At 65.0% G+C, this 12909-nt stretch carries 15 protein-coding genes; 4 read left to right on the forward strand and 11 right to left on the reverse strand.

Translation table 11 applies throughout. The features are described from left to right. Nucleotides 1-179: 179 nt before the first annotated feature. Nucleotides 180-395: a hypothetical protein gene (locus ASG92_RS22930; RefSeq protein WP_056633937.1), complete on the forward strand. Its 216-nt coding sequence runs from the start codon at nucleotides 180-182 to the stop codon at nucleotides 393-395. A 48-nt stretch (nucleotides 396-443) separates the two neighbouring features. On the opposite strand, the gene ASG92_RS22935 is transcribed toward ASG92_RS22930, so the two are convergent. From ASG92_RS22935 to ASG92_RS22960, 6 genes are all read right to left on the reverse strand, one after another. Further along, nucleotides 444-1280, reverse strand: coding sequence for a thermonuclease family protein (locus tag ASG92_RS22935; RefSeq protein ID WP_056633940.1), 837 nt, complete (start codon nucleotides 1278-1280; stop codon nucleotides 444-446). A gap of 648 nt (nucleotides 1281-1928) precedes the next feature. Then, nucleotides 1929-3053 (reverse strand): N-acetylglucosamine-6-phosphate deacetylase, encoded by a 1125-nt coding sequence (gene nagA / locus ASG92_RS22940; RefSeq protein WP_056633943.1) that lies wholly within the window; start codon nucleotides 3051-3053, stop codon nucleotides 1929-1931. Next, nucleotides 3050-3322, reverse strand: a complete 273-nt coding sequence (locus tag ASG92_RS22945) for a hypothetical protein (RefSeq protein ID WP_056633946.1) — start codon at nucleotides 3320-3322, stop codon at nucleotides 3050-3052. Before ASG92_RS22945 ends, nagA begins: the two co-directional genes overlap by 4 nt. Nucleotides 3323-3367: 45 nt before the next feature. Next, nucleotides 3368-4141, reverse strand: coding sequence for a copper homeostasis protein CutC (locus ASG92_RS22950; RefSeq protein ID WP_240987268.1), 774 nt, complete (start codon nucleotides 4139-4141; stop codon nucleotides 3368-3370). Continuing rightward, nucleotides 4126-4905, reverse strand: coding sequence for a glucosamine-6-phosphate deaminase (gene nagB, locus ASG92_RS22955; RefSeq protein WP_056633949.1), 780 nt, complete (start codon nucleotides 4903-4905; stop codon nucleotides 4126-4128). The genes ASG92_RS22950 and nagB overlap by 16 nt, the downstream gene beginning before the upstream one ends. A gap of 54 nt (nucleotides 4906-4959) precedes the next feature. Beyond that, complete coding sequence (locus ASG92_RS22960; protein WP_056633953.1) at nucleotides 4960-6210, reverse strand: PTS transporter subunit EIIC; 1251 nt, start codon at nucleotides 6208-6210, stop codon at nucleotides 4960-4962. 172 nt (nucleotides 6211-6382) lie between these two features. Here ASG92_RS22960 and ASG92_RS22965 point away from each other — a divergent pair, with 172 nt between their 5' ends. Both ASG92_RS22965 and ASG92_RS22970 read left to right on the forward strand, forming a co-directional pair. Further along, nucleotides 6383-6652 carry a PTS glucose/sucrose transporter subunit IIB gene (locus ASG92_RS22965; RefSeq protein ID WP_277310461.1) on the forward strand — a complete coding sequence of 90 codons (270 nt, stop codon included), beginning with the start codon at nucleotides 6383-6385 and terminating at the stop codon, nucleotides 6650-6652. Continuing rightward, nucleotides 6652-7110: a PTS glucose transporter subunit IIA gene (locus tag ASG92_RS22970; protein ID WP_056633959.1), complete on the forward strand. Its 459-nt coding sequence runs from the start codon at nucleotides 6652-6654 to the stop codon at nucleotides 7108-7110. The genes ASG92_RS22965 and ASG92_RS22970 overlap by 1 nt, the downstream gene beginning before the upstream one ends. Nucleotides 7111-7167: 57 nt before the next feature. Here the strand turns inward: ASG92_RS22970 and ASG92_RS22975 are convergent, their stop codons facing one another. The 5 genes from ASG92_RS22975 to ASG92_RS23000 all read right to left on the reverse strand — a co-directional run bounded on the left by ASG92_RS22975 (nucleotide 7168) and on the right by ASG92_RS23000 (nucleotide 12357). Next, complete coding sequence (locus ASG92_RS22975) at nucleotides 7168-7920, reverse strand: GntR family transcriptional regulator (protein ID WP_082579678.1); 753 nt, start codon at nucleotides 7918-7920, stop codon at nucleotides 7168-7170. Nucleotides 7921-8401: 481 nt separating this feature from the next. Then, the gene (locus ASG92_RS22980) at nucleotides 8402-8623 is read right to left on the reverse strand and encodes a helix-turn-helix domain-containing protein (protein ID WP_200952063.1); all 222 of its coding nucleotides are present in this window, start codon (nucleotides 8621-8623) and stop codon (nucleotides 8402-8404) included. Between the two features lie 243 nt (nucleotides 8624-8866). Next, nucleotides 8867-9298 (reverse strand): DUF309 domain-containing protein, encoded by a 432-nt coding sequence (locus tag ASG92_RS27745; protein WP_082579676.1) that lies wholly within the window; start codon nucleotides 9296-9298, stop codon nucleotides 8867-8869. Between the two features lie 634 nt (nucleotides 9299-9932). Then, nucleotides 9933-10373: a hypothetical protein gene (locus tag ASG92_RS22990; RefSeq protein WP_056633967.1), complete on the reverse strand. Its 441-nt coding sequence runs from the start codon at nucleotides 10371-10373 to the stop codon at nucleotides 9933-9935. Nucleotides 10374-11712: 1339 nt separating this feature from the next. Further along, on the reverse strand, nucleotides 11713-12357 hold the full coding sequence (locus tag ASG92_RS23000) for an LUD domain-containing protein (protein ID WP_056633973.1): 645 nt from the start codon (nucleotides 12355-12357) through the stop codon (nucleotides 11713-11715). 190 nt (nucleotides 12358-12547) lie between these two features. On the opposite strand from ASG92_RS23000, the gene ASG92_RS23005 reads away from it, so the two are divergent. Then, the coding region (locus ASG92_RS23005; protein WP_162256353.1) for a MarR family winged helix-turn-helix transcriptional regulator at nucleotides 12548-12909 on the forward strand (362 nt) is incomplete at its 3' end.

Consider the following 12909-nt stretch of genomic DNA (forward strand, 5'->3'; position numbering starts at 1 on the left):
GAACCTTCATGGGTCAGCGTCAGGGAATAAAAGCTATCAGGGGGGAACAAACTGTCCCCGGCGCCGGCGCGTCGGGATCGATCGCGATGACCTCGAGGTGGGGACGGGTGCGGCGGCGCACGCGCATGCATCGTCAACTTGTGTTGACGGCAGGACTCGACGTCAACCAAAGTTGACGCATGGAGGTGGAGCGGATGAAAACGCTAGTGTCATCGATGGACGGGAAAGATCCAGCCGAGGCGCTGTATGCAGTGGCGGAACTGCAGAAGGAAGTCGGCCGCACCGAAGCGTCCCTGGTCCGCAAAGCCCGGCAGGCAGGCCTGTCCTGGGAGGCGATCGCACTGTGTCTCGGTGTCAGCAAACAGGCCGTCCACCGCAAATACGGAAAGCAGTAACCGTGCCCACGTCTGATCTAGCTTCCAGGCGCCCGGTACCCAAGGAGGCTAACTTGTCTGGGTCTGGGTGCTGCCTGCGCATGTGGCCGGGTTCCATAGTCCAAGTTCGGCAGTTTGGGCTGCCTGTTCCGCGTGACGGAAGGTGTCCCGATACTTGTAAGAGTCGTCGTAGGTGTATTCGTGCGCGAATCCTTCGCTCACCATTTGCTGGTTGACGAGCATGTTCTCATTTAGCCAGACGTACGCGAGTGTCCTGCCGTAACGGTCGCGTCGTCCTTGGCTGGGGTCGTATTCCAGCCAAACCTGCGTGCCGTCCATCAGCTCATGGGCGCGCCGGGATGCTTCGCGTCCGAAGCACTGGACTGGTTTGCGGGGATCTGTCACCTCCGGAGTGTCGATGCCGATGAGGCGGATGCGGGTCGACCTTCCATCAACGCTTACTCTGATCGTGTCTCCGTCAGTGACGGAGAGAACGGGATAGGGCCCGTCGGTGCCTATTGGGCGGGTTGCATGAAGCTGACATTCCGGGCTGCAGGCGACGGGCCCATCGTCCGCAGGATTGAAGCCCTGGTTCCCGTGTGACGCGGCTGAAGGGTCGGCCACATCCGTTCTTGCGAGGCTGAGCGTGCCGGCGATGAAAAGCACTAGGGAAGCCACGAGCATGACGGCCCCGAGCTTGCGGCCGTGGAGCATCCGTGCCCAGGGCCGCTGCCCCGTTGCCAGAATGTAGAGACCTGCCAGTGCCGTCGCGGCCGCCAGGAATACCAAGGCTCCACCCGGCCCGCCATAAAAGGCGACGATGATGATCGCCAGCACCACAATGATGCCGGCGATGATTATCGAGACTTTGGCTGGCCGCGGCCTACGCGATCCTCCCGGGTGCATAATTCGTGTGCTTCTCAGGGGACACCCCCATAACCGTGGACAAACGTTGACGCCTTCAGATGATGGTCACAGGAGTGAGGCCCGGATATAAGGTCCTTGACGGAATCCTTGGCCAACCCTGTGCAATTTCCGGAGAATCCTGGCCGCCACGTCCGGGCTGATCCATATGGACCGAGTTACGAAAGCTGTTTCACAAACGCTGTTACATTCCGCAGTAGGAACCAGCCGGCGTATTGCCTCAAATGCGGACATGACGGACTCAGGTTGACGCAATCACGCCTGTCGGCAGTGGCCTGTTCTTCAGGTGTGCGCTGATGTTTTGCCTCAGCCTGTGGCACAAAATTGGAGCTCAGCCGCCGGACGGAATCTATTGACGCCGCGGTCGGCGGAAAGATTCCTCTTCAGCGCTCCGTTGTCGGGTGGCTGCTGCGTGCCGTGGCTCCGGTTTTGTCTTGGGTGAGGATGGAGTTCGGCGGAAGACTTAGGAGGCTCGGTTCGTATGCTTGGGGGCCGCTGGTGGATACATCCGGACTTCGTGCCCGCGGCAGCGGTCCGCAGGGGCTGTGCCCGGCGCCGCACGAAAGGACCCGAATCTGGGGTCTTTCCGGCTGGTGCGTCTCGGTTCCAGCGGGATGGTTCAACTCAATTTCATGGCGGGCTGGTCGTCCAGGTGCCGGCCTGCATGACGGCTTGGATGTCCAGTGCGGGCCCGAGGGCGACGAGGTCAGCCCGCTTGGAAGGGGTCAGTGTTCCGATGTCGGAGAGGCCGAGCATGGCTGCCGGGTGTTCGGTGAGCGCGCGGACCGCGTGGGAAAGGGGGATGTCTGCGGTGTGAACGGCATAGCGGAGGGCTGCGTGGAGTGTCAGCGTGCTGCCGGCGATGCTTCCGTCCTGGGCCAGGCGGGCCTGTCCGTCATGGACGTTGACGTCGAGTTTGCCGAGTCTGTACCGGCCGTTGGCGGCGCAGGCGGCTGCCATGGCGTCGGTGACCAGGACTGTCTTGGCTGGGCTGTTGAACGCGAGGCGGAGGATGGCCGGGTGTAGGTGGACGCCGTCTGCGATGACTTCGGCGAAGACGTTGGAATCTTCGAGAAGGGCGGTGGCCGGGCCTGGCTCGCGGTGGTGCAGTGGGCGCATGGCGTTGAACAGGTGGGTTCCGGCGCTTGCGCCTGCATCGAGTGCGGCCCGCGTCTGGTCGTAGCTGGCCCCGGTGTGTCCGATGGCTGCGACCGCCCCGTGGCCGGTGATCATCCGGATGGCTTCGAGGGCGTGGGGTAGTTCGGGGGCGATGGTGACCATGCGGACTGCTCCTTCCCCGGCCTGGAGGAGTGTCTCGATGTCCCGCAGCTGAGGTGCCTGCAGCAGGGCGGGATCGTGTGCGCCCCGGTAATCGTGGCTGAGCCAGGGACCTTCCAGGTGGATTCCGGCGATAATCCCGTCGCGGACTTTGGCCGTCAGGGCGCGGAGAGCCCGGGTCAGTTCGTCCAGCGGTGCGGTGACCAGGCTGGCCATCATGGTCGTTGTTCCATGCCTCAGATGGGTGGCTGCGATCCGGTCTGCGGCGTCCGGGTCGGGGTCGTTGAAGGATGCCCCGCCGCCGCCGTGTATGTGGGCATCGACGAATCCCGGAACGAGTGTGCCGTAGAAGGTGTGGTCGGCCGGCCGGGGCGGCCGGCCGCTCCCGAGGGAGGTGATCGTCCGCCCGGAGATTTCGATCCAACCCGGGTCGAGCTTGCCGCGGGGAGTGAGGATTGCTGTGGCGGCAATGATCACGGTGTTCCTGCTTTCGCTGTCTGGTTGGCGGGTTTGTTTTCATGGACCTGGCGGTTGTTGTCGCCGGGTTCCAGAAGTGAGGCGGCAGGCGTGTCCAGGAGAACGGTGGCGGCAAGGCAGTATTCCATGGCCGGATAGACATTCGATCCTCCGTCGTCCGACTGCGAGGCCTCTCGCTGCAAGACCGGACAAGGCCCCACCGGCTCATTTGCGGGTGTGATCGCTGCGTCGCTCCCGTTGGCGGTGCGTCCTGCAAGGGTGTCGTCCATTGCCGCGATCCGTCGTCTTTCCCGCGGTCGAAGATCTGTGGCCTGTCAATTCCGCAGTGCCGCGGCAATGTCAGCGGCGAGGCCAGCGTCCATGGAGCCCGGTCCGACGCCGGATGCAGGGGCGCCTGCGCCGGGCCGTCGTCCCGAAGTGTGCACAGCGTGCACACCCGCTTCAACGAGCCGGGGAACGAGTTCCAGGGTTACGCCGCCGCCGGCCATGATTTGCACCGACGGCGCGTGCTCCTTTGCCAGTTCCACGAGCTGTGTGAGCATAGGGAGTCCCTGTGTGCAATCGGGCCGTCCGCCGCTCGTCAGCACCCGGTTTATGCCGGAACGCGCGAGCTGCTCCAGCATTTCGGCGGGGTTCGTGCCGGCGGCCAGAGCGGCGTCAAACGCCCTATGGAATGTGACCTCGGCGTCCGGTTTCTGGGCGTGCACGACCGCGGACAACCGGTGGAGAGCGTCGGTGTCGGGTGCGCCGTCGGGCGCCAAGGCGCCAACCACGATCCCGGCCGCCCCCGCCCGCAGCGCCGCCACTACGTCCCGTTCGATGACGTCGAGTTCGTCCGGCGAGTAGGTGAACCCGCCGGGTCGTGGCCGTACGAGGATGTGCACCGACAGCCCCGACTCGCACGCTTTCTGCATGATCCCTGGGCTTGGTGTGATACCTCCCGTCTCCCCGAGGGCGGCGCAGAGTTCGACTCTTGTGGCGCGCAGGGCTGCGGCGATGCGCAGCCCCGCTGTGTTCTCGACCGCGAATTCAAGGTCCGGCGTCATATGCCCGGCTGCGGTGGCCGACCCGCTCAGAAGCGCTGCCACGCCGGTTTCCGTCCGAGCGTGTACTGGTAGTACTCGGTGTGAGCGAGCTTGGAAGCGGCTGGCGCGTCCAGGAGGATGGTCACGTGTGGGTGGAGTTGGAGTACAGAGGCGGGGCAGGCGGCGGCGATCGGGCCTTCGATGGCCGCCGCGACAGCAGCGGCCTTCGCTTCGCCCAACCCGAGAAGCAGCAGGTGCCGCGCCTCCCGGATCGTCCCGAGGCCCTGGGTCAGGACGTGCTCGGGAACCTCGTTCTGGCTCGCGAAGAAGCGCGCGTTGTCTCGGCGGGTCTGCTCGGTGAGGGTCTTGATGCGGGTCCGGGAAGAGAGGGAGGACATCGGCTCGTTGAAGCCGATATGCCCGTCAGTGCCGATGCCCAGGATCTGCACGTCCACTCCGCCCGCGGCGGCGATGCTTGCATCGTACCGGCCGGCCTCCGCAGCCGGGTTCTCCGCTTCGCCGTCGAGGCCGTGCACCGTGCCGACGGTGAAATCGACGCTGTCCGTGAACTCGCGCCGGATCACCGAATGATAGGACTCCGGGTGGCTAGCCGGCAGGCCCACATACTCGTCGAGGAGAAATGCCTGGGCGTCTGCGAAGCTCAGCCCGTCGCGGCTGTGCCGCTCGATGAGCTCACGGTACGTGCCGAGGGGCGTCGAGCCCGTCGCGAGGCCCAAAACGGATCGTCCGCTGCGGACCTGTTCCTCGATGATGTCCGCCGTGGTGCTGGCCACGGCATCGGCGTCAGGCAGGATGATGATCTCCATGTGGCGTGTTCTTCCTTGGTCTCTTCGTGTGGGGTCGGGCGGTGGAGGGCAGGGCTACTTCGCGGGCTCGGTCTCGACCGTGACCTCGTCGTCCTCCCGGCCGGGGGTGCGCAAGTTCCAGCGCTTGATGACGAAGGAGAACAGGAAGTAGTACACGAGCGCGTAGCCCAGCCCGATCGGGATAAGCAGCCATGCGTTCTGGGCCTTGCCGAAGTTCAGGATGAAGTCGATAAGTCCAGCGGAGAACGTGAAGCCGTCGTGTATCCCGAGGAAGTTCACGAGGGCGAGCGAGGTGCCGGTCAGGACGGCGTGAACCACGTAGAGCGGGAATGCAACAAACATGAACGAGTACTCCAGCGGCTCCGTGATGCCGGTAAGGAACGCCGTGAGTGCGGTGGAGAGCATGATGCCCCCCACGATCTTCTTCTGTGACGGTTTAGCGTGGCGCCAGATGGCCAGGGCAGCTGCCGGCAGGCCGAACATCATGATCGGGAAGAATCCGGTCATGAACACGCCAGCGGTCGGGTCTCCGGCGAAGAAGCGGTGGAGGTCACCCCGGACCAAGTGGCCGGAGGCATCGGTGTAATCGCCGATGAGGAACCAGACCACGGAGTTGAGGATATGGTGCAGTCCGGCCGGGATGAGCATGCGGTTCGCGAACCCGTACACGCCGCCGCCCACCACCGCATTCGCGGCAACGGCCTGGCCAACCCATGAGAGCGCCATATTGAACAGCGGGTAGATCAAGGCCATGGCGACGCCAGCCACCAGGCTCGTAACGGAGGTCAGAATTGGCACGAGGCGGCGACCGCTGAAGAACCCGAGGAAATCCGGCAGCTTTGTGCGGTAAAACCTCTGCCACAGCGAAGCCGAGAAGAGACCCACGATGATGCCGGCGAGTACGCCGTAGTTGATGACGGCGGGCTTGCCGGCCGGATCCACCTGACCGGCAAGGACCAGCGGGGACAGCGCCTTGAATACCCCGTCGATCACCATGTAACCCACGACGGCGGCGAGGGCCGTGGACCCGTCAGCCTTTTTGGCCCAGCCGATTGCAATGCCAACGGCGAAGATGAGCGGCAGCCACGTGAAGACGGCGTTGCCTGCGGCCGAGATGACCGCGGCGCCGCCTTCGAAGCCGGGGATCGCGCCGAGCAGGTCCCCTTGGCCGAGGCGCAGAAGGATGCCCGCGGCCGGCAGGACCGCGATGGGGAGCATGAGGGTTCGGCCGAGCCGCTGGAGGGTCGAGAAGACAGCGTTGGGCTTCTTCTCCAGCGCTGGAGCAGTGGAATCAGACGTTGGCATGAGTGCACCTCTGCGAATCGTGTTGGGGGCTTGTCGAGTGCTGGCCTTAACCGGTACTGTCTGGTTATGACCAGTTCAGTGTGATGTGTCCCACGGGAGCTGTCAAGTGGTGACCCGGCGCGGCTCACCACACACTGGTCACACAGGGGCCACCGGCCCACAGATCCAAAAAGTGCCCCCGAAGACGGCGGCACAGTCAGGAAGGCATGGCATGTCGAAGGCAGAAAAAATCATCGAAGGGCTCGGCGGAGCCGGCAACATCGTCGAGATCGAGGCGTGCATCACGCGCCTGCGCACCGAAGTCAAGGACGGCTCCCTCGTCAGTGAGGCCACACTTAAGGCCGCAGGGGCCCACGGTGTGCTCACCGCGGGCACGGCAGTCCAGGTCATTGTCGGCCCGGAGGCGGACACGCTCGCAGAGGACATCGAGGATCTCCTCTGATGCCGCAGACGCTCATCGTCCGCGCCCCCATCGCCGGTACCACGGTTCCCATCGGCGAAGTGCCCGATCCGGTGTTCTCGGCCCAGATGGTCGGTTCCGGTGCTGCTGTCGAGCCGCCGGCGGGGCAGGCGTTCGAGGTTGTCTCGCCGGTCGCCGGCAAGATCATCAAACTGCTCCCGCATGCGTTTGTCGTTGTCGACGCCGGGGGCCGGGGCGTGCTGACCCATATCGGAATCGACACGGTAAAGCTTCAGGGTGTGGGGTTCGAGCTGCTGGCAGAGAAAGGTGCGACGGTCAGCGCCGGCGCCCCCATTATGCGTGTGGACCCTGCTGCTGCCGTGGCCGCCGGATACTCGCTGGTGAGCCCGGTCGTCGTGCTTGACACCAAACCGGATACTGCGACTCCGATCGCTTCCGGCGAAGTGGAGGCTGGCGCTGAATTGTTCTCGGTGCCGTAAACCAGGGGACGCTTTAGACCTGCAGGAGACAAAAGAGTGCGCCTGTAGGAGCCGTCCCTACAGGCGCACTTCCATGCTTAGGGAGTAACGGTCGGAGCGGTACCAGGACCGTGAGTGCTCGATGGCGAGATCGCCCGAGTAGGAGGTGCGGTCAAAGAACAGGACCGGTGCGCCGGTGCCTGTGCCGAGAAGTACGCCCACGTCCGCCGGAGCGCCCTCAGCCCGTACTGTCTGACGGGCGCGGTCGATCTCGTGGCCGAACTCTGCAGCCAGGGCCTTGTATACGGACCCGGTGAGGTCGATTTCGAGCAGTCCGCTGGCATGCTGCGGGTGGTACCACGCGTCGTCGACGCTGACCGGGCGGCCGTCAGCGAGACGAAGGCGGCGCAGGTGGATTGCGTCGGTGCCCGGTGCCAGACCGAGCGCAGCTGCGGTGTCCGCCGGGGCGGTCGTGCTCTCTGCCGTGAGCACCACGGTACTGGGTGTGTGGCCCTGCCCCTCCATCTCCTGAGTGAAGGAGGCGAGGTGGAGGGTTGACTGGACGGCGGAGTCGCTGACGAAGGTGCCCTTGGCGGGGACGCGCACGAGGTGTCCCTCGGTGACGAGGCGGCCTATTGCAGCGCGGACAGTGATGCGGCTGACGCCATACGCGTCCATCAGGGCGCGCTCACTGGGAAGGCGGGCGCCGGGTCCGAATTCCGACTTGGCCAGGTTGAGGATGATCGCGCGCAGTTGCTCATGCTTGGGCACCTGGCTGTTGCTGATGGGCAGGGCGGCGGCGTTCGCCCCGCCCGGGTCTGTGGGTGGCAATGCGACCCCCTTGGAGAGTTGGTTCGATCCGGTTAGGACCACTGCTTCGGATTATTCCATGAGTCCAGCGCTGGGCATACCGGGCGGGCAAGACCGCGAGCAGTCTGCCCTGGCCGACAGGAGTCTGCTGATGAACGGTGCTGGCACGTCCCTGAAGCCGGATGCGGCAGTGAACCGACCCTGCCCGCGGTCGCCCAACGACTGGGCCGCTCCGGCGCTTGGCAGCAAACGCCGCATTTCGGTCGTGGCGCTGGTTGCGACGGCTCTGACCGCCTGCACCCGCCCACCTCGAACGATGCCGCGTCCACCCAGGACGAAAAGACCGGAACCATCCGGGTCTGGCTGTTCTCGGAAGTCAACCAGGATCCGAAGTCCGCCGTTGTCACCGAGGCCATCAAGGAATTCGAGACGGCCATAGTGGCGCCAAGGTCGATGTCCAGTACATCCCCGTCGACACGCGCCGAACGCTTCAAAGCGGCGTTCAATGGGCGCCCACCGAATTGCGCCGAAGCTCCTTGGACACCGTCGAGGCAGACCGGTCGATCACGACCCCGATCCGGCGCAGCGAGTGTCCCTGGGCGCGCAGCACCGCGATCTCTTCACGCTGGGCGAAGGTCAGGCACCTGCCCTTCAGATCCCGGCCGCGGCGTGGCCTGACACCCCCGGCCTCGGCCAGGACCCGGCGCCCAGTCCGCCTGCTCATATTGATCGGCACAACGGCGTCAGTGATGAAATCACCGGCCTGCATCCCGGTCCAAAACAGCTGCAGAAGATCCGGTCTTACGCAAATTGAATACCTCGCCATGACAACACCCATCCGCTATGTGTTGCAATCACCGCAAGAACCCAAGGTTCCCCTTTTGGGACAGGTTAAGGTCAAGCAACCCTCAGCAGTCCCGCGGAAATAGTGCCTCCTCCGCCTGTCGCGAGGATGCTGGTCGTCAGCTCAGCGGCCGGTGCGCATCCGATCACGTGCGCAACTCACAACGGCGGACAAGTCGAGCCCATAGGTCGGCCCTTCGCCGGAACCGTACTCCTCGAGTCGGGCGGCACCGCGCTCGAAGAGCCGGAGCGCGCCAACGCTGTTCCCCCGGGCGGCGTGTGTGAGCCCGACGCAGATCTGGGCGAGACCTTGCCAAAGGTTGCGTTCTTCGGCCGGCCCAGCTTTCCAGCGGGCCTCGAGTACCTCATGGGCGGCGAAGGGCCGGCCAGCTGCCACTAGACTCCGGGCCGAGACCAACGTCTGCGCCGGCGGCAGCGGCTCCTCCGAGACCGGCTCGACGCCAGCGCTTCCGTACGGCAGCGGCCGCCCAAGAGCGTCACGTGGCCGGGCCTGCCGCGGACGCCTTGATGCATCCCGATCCCTGTCACTGGTCATTGCAGTTTCCGCCCTGAGCGTCCCTGGGCCTCACCAACCCTCATACACCCTATGCTAAGACCCGGCCGTTCGAACATCCGTTGCGCCGCAAAGGATGCCGTCGGTACGGCGGCCGCGAGAGAAGAAATGATCACCGCTGGTCGCGTCAGGGAATCAACGAAATCCCGGGCCTAACGGATCACCGAGAGGGGAAAGGTATCAAAGTCCGTCGAATTCGCACCGGATGCGATTCGCCGGGTTCAAGCGGGAAGGTGACGTATCGGTCTGAGTCCTATTTGTTGGCGTTCTGTGGCTTGGTCAGCCGGATCTCAGCGGTCAGGCGTCATGTGAGATCCAGTGGGAGCCGTAACCCTCCCCGCTCGGCCTTCCATCCGTCGTCACCGGCTACCACGTGATAGCTATTGCGTTCAGCCATATGAATCACCCCCAGACGTAGCTGATGAATGCAACGTACCAAACGGGGCCGACAGAATGTCGTCGCAGAGGTGTTCAATTCCTTGGCAACCTTGCTTCGGAGTATTTCCAGTCCCGCCCGCTGAACGTCGCGCCAGGCCGGTCAAGGTCCCCGCGACCCCGCCGACTAGCCCCTTCCGAGCGCTTGCTGGTGACCCGGCGTATTCGAAACTGGCGAATGCTATTTGATTGCTCTGATTCGCCGGGTTGCATCTCCGGGCTTGGGCTTGCGGTCCAGCACGAGGGCCGCGGCGATGCCGAGCATCCAGATGTCCTTTGCCAGGCCGGTTCCCTGCGGGCTGGGGCGGATGCCGTCCTCCAGCGTCATGCCGGGTGTCCTCAGGTACATGGCGAACAGGGACCCGGAGAAGATCCCGAGACCGATCCCGGCCAGGCGGCTGGGCAGGAAGGGGGTCAGCAGCGCCGCACCCAGGGTCATTTCCGCGTAGCTGAGCATCTTGCCGAACTTCGCGGCGTCGATTCTACTGACCGGCGGAATAACCCTGGCTGCCATGGCCTGAATCCCGGCCGCGCTGTCTTTTTCCAGGTTGCGTTTGCCCCAGCCGGCATTCAGGATGAATGCTCCTGTGGACAGGCGGAGAGGGATGTGGTTGAGTCTCATGGTCGACTCCTTTCATGAATATTCGTCATAATTGGGTTCGGCTCGGCGAAACGAGTCGCTGCTTTCACGCGTTCGCCTGATGCCGCGGACCTCTCGATGGCGGCAATGRKCTCGTGGCGTGCGACGGCGTCGGCGAAGTCCGGCACGGTGTGAGTCCCGTTGTCGATGTCTGCCGCGAACGCCGCGTAGGCACGCCCGACGTTTTCGGCGGGCGTTCCTTCCAGGCTGGCGAGAGCGGGCCATCTCTGCCTCAGAGCAGCCGGGACGGCCAGTTGGGCAGGCTNCTCGTGGCGTGCGACGGCGTCGGCGAAGTCCGGCACGGTGTGAGTCCCGTTGTCGATGTCTGCCGCGAACGCCGCGTAGGCACGCCCGACGTTTTCGGCGGGCGTTCCTTCCAGGCTGGCGAGAGCGGGCCATCTYTGCCTCAGAGCAGCCGGGACGGCCAGTTGGGCAGGCTCGTTCCGCCCGTGCGCTCCCCAGACGGTCAATGGGTAGATTTCGGGGTACGCGGCGTCAGCTGTGATCCGGAGCGTTCCGTCGGTTCCGTTGATTTCCCACAGGAACCCGGTGCCGCCKGCCACGGCCTCACGGACGTGGACACTGGCGGTCGCTCCCGACCTCAGGGTTCCGATCACGGCGATTTGGTCGGCCGCCGTCTTGACGATCTGCTCCCCGGTCTCATCAATGGTGATGAGCGGCCTGCGAAGATCCGACACGGCCGACAAATCGGCGAATTCACCCAGTACGTAGTTGAGGGTGTCCAGGCTGTGCCCGACTGCGATCGTGAGCACGTTGGCCCCGTTTGTCTTGTCGAGCATGTAGGCGTTGGGCCGGACAACGACGTTGCCCGGGACTGACAGCCCCACCATGGTCGTTGACAGGACCTCGCCGACGTATCCGTCGCTGAGCAGCTCTTGGACGAACCCGATCGCGGGGGCCTGGCGGGCCTGCAACCCGACGGCCGTACGCGCTCCGTGTCCGGCGGCGAGTGCGGCCATCGCTCGCGCGTCGTCGACGTCGCGGCCAAGTGGCCACTCGCAGTAGWCGGCCTTGCCGGCGGCAATGGCGGCGGAGACGAGCTCTCGATGGTGCGGGACCTTGACGGTCACAGCGACCACGTCGATGTCTGGTTGGGYCAGCAGTTGCTCGTGGTCGGAGAACACCGCACTTACCCYGAACGCTTCGCCTGCTGCCCGGGCGGTTTCGGCGCTGTGCGCGCTGAGTGCCCGGATCTCGTAGTTCGGCAGCGCGCGYAGGGCCGGGATGTGGGCGGTGGCKGCCCAGCCCCGGGCGGGGCTGACTCCGATGATCCCGATACCCAGCGTCGATTCAGGCATGGCTAGAACCCCAGTGCCTCATCGCAGAGGACGACGGAGATGCGGTCGGGTGTCCACTCGCGATTGATGATGAGAACTTTGTTCACGCCGCTGTGCACGCCGTACGCGGCCTGAGCGCGCGCGTCCTCGAGCAGGAAGGCGTATTCGTCGATGCGCCGGAGTGCTTCCTCGAGGTCGGGCACGATCTTCTGCGTCCCAACCACGAGGATCACCTTCCCGGCRCCGGAGGCGTAGGGGCCGAGTTGGYTGCCACTCGCGGACGCGGTGACCAGTGACCCGGTCTCGGTGACGGCGTGGACACTGCCGAGCATGACGTCGGGCGAGGCGGTTAGGCGGCGGATCTCGTCGGCCTGCGTCACACGGTCCATGCCGAGGACCCGTGGCCGGAGCGGCTCGTACCGACCGGACCTCGCTATCTCTACGGCTATACCGGAGGCCTCCAGGGACTGCGACGCGCCGTGATGCACCTCCGACCCCGCGGGGATGAGATCCAGGACGATGYGTTTCGYTTCGGCGMTGTCCGCGGCGCGGAAGACCGTGAACCCGTTCGCTTCCAGCGCGGCGGCGGCTCGCACCACACGCGCCTCCTCCGCCGGGGYCGAGAATTCACGGCTGAGTGTGCTGTTGAGGGGCTGGACTTCACTCATGAGACGGTCCTCCTCACCGCTCCGATGTACTTGCGATTGCAAATACCTATGGAGTTAACYGGTGGGTATGCAGGAAAATTCCTCACCGGGTGATGTAAGCGCTCTTTTCGGCCGGCTTGTCGGGGAGTCGCTGCCGGGTCGGCGCGGGGAGTTGGCGTGGCGTGCTTTGCTGCAGGCGCACGCTACGCTCATGCGCCAGCTGGACACCGATCTTAGGGAGGACACGGGCCTGCGCTTGGCCGACTTCGACGTGTTGGCTCAGCTGGCCGGCGCGGGCGGCGAGCTGAGGATGACGGAGCTCGCCGCCCGCACGCTCCTTTCGCGCTCGGGGTTGACCCGCCGCGTCGCGAGGTTGGTCGATGAGGGCCTGGTACGCCGGGCGAACGCCGCCGGGGACGGGCGCGGCGTGATTGTCGCCCTGACCGAGGCCGGTGTAGCCCGATTGACCGAAACTATGCCAGTCCACCTTCAGGGTGTGTCGAAACTGTTCGTAGAGCGGCTCAACGATCAGGAACTCACCGTTCTCGAGACCGCCCTGAGAAAAGTCATCGT

The organism is Arthrobacter sp. Soil736, assembly GCF_001428005.1.
In the GTDB taxonomy this organism is placed as follows: Bacteria; Actinomycetota; Actinomycetes; order Actinomycetales; family Micrococcaceae; genus Arthrobacter.